Origin of the sequence: Paraburkholderia sp. A1RI_3L, from assembly GCF_048957895.1 — a bacterium.
In the GTDB taxonomy this organism is placed as follows: domain Bacteria; phylum Pseudomonadota; class Gammaproteobacteria; order Burkholderiales; family Burkholderiaceae; genus Paraburkholderia; species Paraburkholderia kururiensis.
The window spans coordinates 1-2,508 of record NZ_JARCHA010000044.1 but is presented as its reverse complement, the minus strand read 5'-3'; the positions used below and the strand labels follow the sequence as shown (position 1 = coordinate 2,508).

The following is a 2,508-nucleotide window of genomic DNA, read 5'->3' as shown; positions in this document are numbered from 1 at the left end:
TATGCCCGGGCGGCACGTGAGACACCAGTTCCTCCACGGCGAGCGAGGCTTCCCAGGCGATGAAGACGCCCAGTGTCAGATTCGCCGCCAGCGAACCGCGGCGCACCTGTGCGGACATCCCTTTCCGTGCCGCCATCGCGGATCCCTACGCGCGGCGCAACAGCCGCAGCACGAACAGCAGGACCACGGCCCCCGCTATCGCCACGATCACCGACGACACGAATCCGCCGCCGACGTTGATGCCGATGATCGAAGCGAGCCACCCGCCGATAAACGCCCCGGCAATCCCCACGAGGATGTCGATGGCAAGGCCGAAGCCCCCGCCCTTGACGATGAGTCCCGCGACCCATCCTGCAATGGCACCGATCACCAGCCACACCACGATCTGCTCGAGCGTCATATCCGTTCTCCCTGATTGATGGTTGACGGCGCCGGCCATATGCCGGCGCCGCTTGCGTGCATCTGCTGTCCTGCCTTTTTTCTTGCTGCCTTTTCTTGCTGCCGTTTTTTCCTGCTTTTTCTCCCTGATGCCTGCCGCTGCCGCCCGGTGCGTTTTGCGCCGGTACCGCGCTGCTTCTGTCCCGCTGCTTCTGTCCCGCTACTTCGCTGCCCCCGCCATGGCCTGCTGCGGCCGAATCACCGCCTTCGCCGCCAGCCGGTTTACCATCGCCATGAAAGCGTCGTCGCGCTGTCGTGCCTCCAGCGCCGCGCGCAGCGACGCCCGTGCGCCGTCGTACGACGGAATCGCCGTGGGCCGCCGGTCGTCCAGACGCGCGACAACGTAGCGACCTGCCGCCGCAATGGGCGCGGGCGTCACTTCGCCCACCTTCAGCGTCGTAAGCGTCTGGGCAAGCGGCAGGGGCAACCCCTGCGTATGCCCCTCCGTTGCAGGCTCGCGAAAACTCACCCAGCGCGACGTGTTGCCGTCCGCCGCCTGGATGCCGGTTTGCGCCGCGACCTTTTCAAACGGCTCGCCCTGTCCAAGCCGCATCAACGCAAAGCGCGCCGTGGGCTCGTCGGCAAGCGTCATCACGCTGACGCGGTATTCCTGCGGACCCAGTTCGCTCACGATTGCGTCGTAGCGCTCGCGCACCTGCTCGTCCGTCACGGGTTGCGGCTGCATGTGTTCCGCAACGTAGATGCGGTTCTCCGCGTCCACCTTCGCCTTCCGCGTGGCCTGTTGCACGGCTTCGCTGCGTCCCAGCCCGTCGCGCTCCGCGGCCTGGCGGATCAGCTCGCGGCCGACGAGGCCGTGCAGCATCTCCTGCCGTCCCGCAGGCGTGTCGGGCCGGCCCGCGGCCCTCATTGCGTTGTCCAGGTCAGCGCGATACAGCGGCACGCCGTTGACCGTCGCCACCACTTCGTCTGTGGTGGCGTGCGCCGGCTGCGCCAGCGCAGCCGCAGCCAGCGCAATGACCGCGGCGTGGCGCATTGCGCCGCCGCGCCCACTCATGAATCTTTTTGTAGCAATCCTCATCGTCGTAGTAATCCCCGTCGGTTGATGTCAATGAATCAGCGCAGCCCCCGCCCGCGCCGTGCTGCCGGCAACGAGCGCACCGAGCAGTTCGTCGTAGCGGGCAATGAGCGGTTCGTGAGTCGAAAGAAACGGGCGGATCGCATGGCGCTGGCGCACGCGGTACTCCTCCCACTCGTCGTTGTGATGCGTGAGCGCCTGGACCAGTTGGCGCGCGCCCTCGCTCACGTCGTTGCCCGGATAGAAGTAGCCGACCTCGTTGCACAGATGCGCGTTGTGAACCAGCGCATAACCGTTCCAGCAGACGTCGAAATAGAAGTAGTTGAGCGCGAGCCCCCACTGGTGCGAGACGACCACATCGGTGTGCGCCGAGAGAAACTGCGGCGTGTCGTGACGGTCGACGAAGCTCACGCGGCCGTCGCGCACCAGGTCCAGGTGATGCGCAATGCCGATGAACTCGGGGCTCGTGCGCGCCAGATGCGCCGCATTGGTGACGTGCACGTAGCCGATCTTCTGCGGCGCGCTGCGATAGGCGCTCTCGGTAATCAGCAGCGGGTACAGGCAGAACTTGAGCACGTCGATGTTGGCTTCCATCACCGAGACGCGCATCGGCGCATGCTGCGGGCGGTATTCGCCCGCGAACGGCAGCTCGCGCGAGCGCATCTCGAGACACATCGGGTCCCAGACGAACGGCACCTCGCGCACCTGGCAGCGCCGCAGCACGGCAAAGAAATCGGCGCTCGTTTCCATCACCTGCGGAATGGCCCACACCTCGTCGTAGCGCTGGTTGATGAACACCGAGTCGCACAGCCTGCGCGAGAAGATCATGGCTTCGATCATCTGCACGTACTCGGGCCCGCAGCAGTAGCTCACGAGCTTCGTGCCGCGCGCCTTCAGATACGCGGTCTGGTGGGCGTTGATCTGCCCGCCCAGTTCGATCAGCACGTCGAGGCCGTCCTTCGCATGCTCGAAGCTGCGCACGGGAAAGCGCGCGAGATCCCACGGCAGCGCCGACGTGATGGCGACATCGGTGG

3 protein-coding genes are annotated in these 2,508 nt (G+C 65.9%); all 3 read right to left on the bottom strand.

Translation table 11 applies throughout. The features are described 5' to 3' along the window. Positions 1 to 145: 145 nt before the first annotated feature. Entirely contained in the window at positions 146 to 400 is a 255-nt protein-coding gene (locus PXJ20_RS32720) for a GlsB/YeaQ/YmgE family stress response membrane protein (RefSeq protein ID WP_421029176.1), read from the bottom strand. A 198-nt stretch (positions 401 to 598) separates the two neighbouring features. Then, positions 599 to 1,432 (bottom strand): peptidylprolyl isomerase, encoded by an 834-nt coding sequence (locus PXJ20_RS32715; protein ID WP_421029174.1) that lies wholly within the window; start codon positions 1,430 to 1,432, stop codon positions 599 to 601. A gap of 72 nt (positions 1,433 to 1,504) precedes the next feature. Continuing rightward, positions 1,505 to 2,508, bottom strand: a 1,004-nt coding sequence (locus PXJ20_RS32710) for a DUF2827 family protein (RefSeq protein ID WP_421057493.1), incomplete at its 5' end; no start/stop codon positions are given.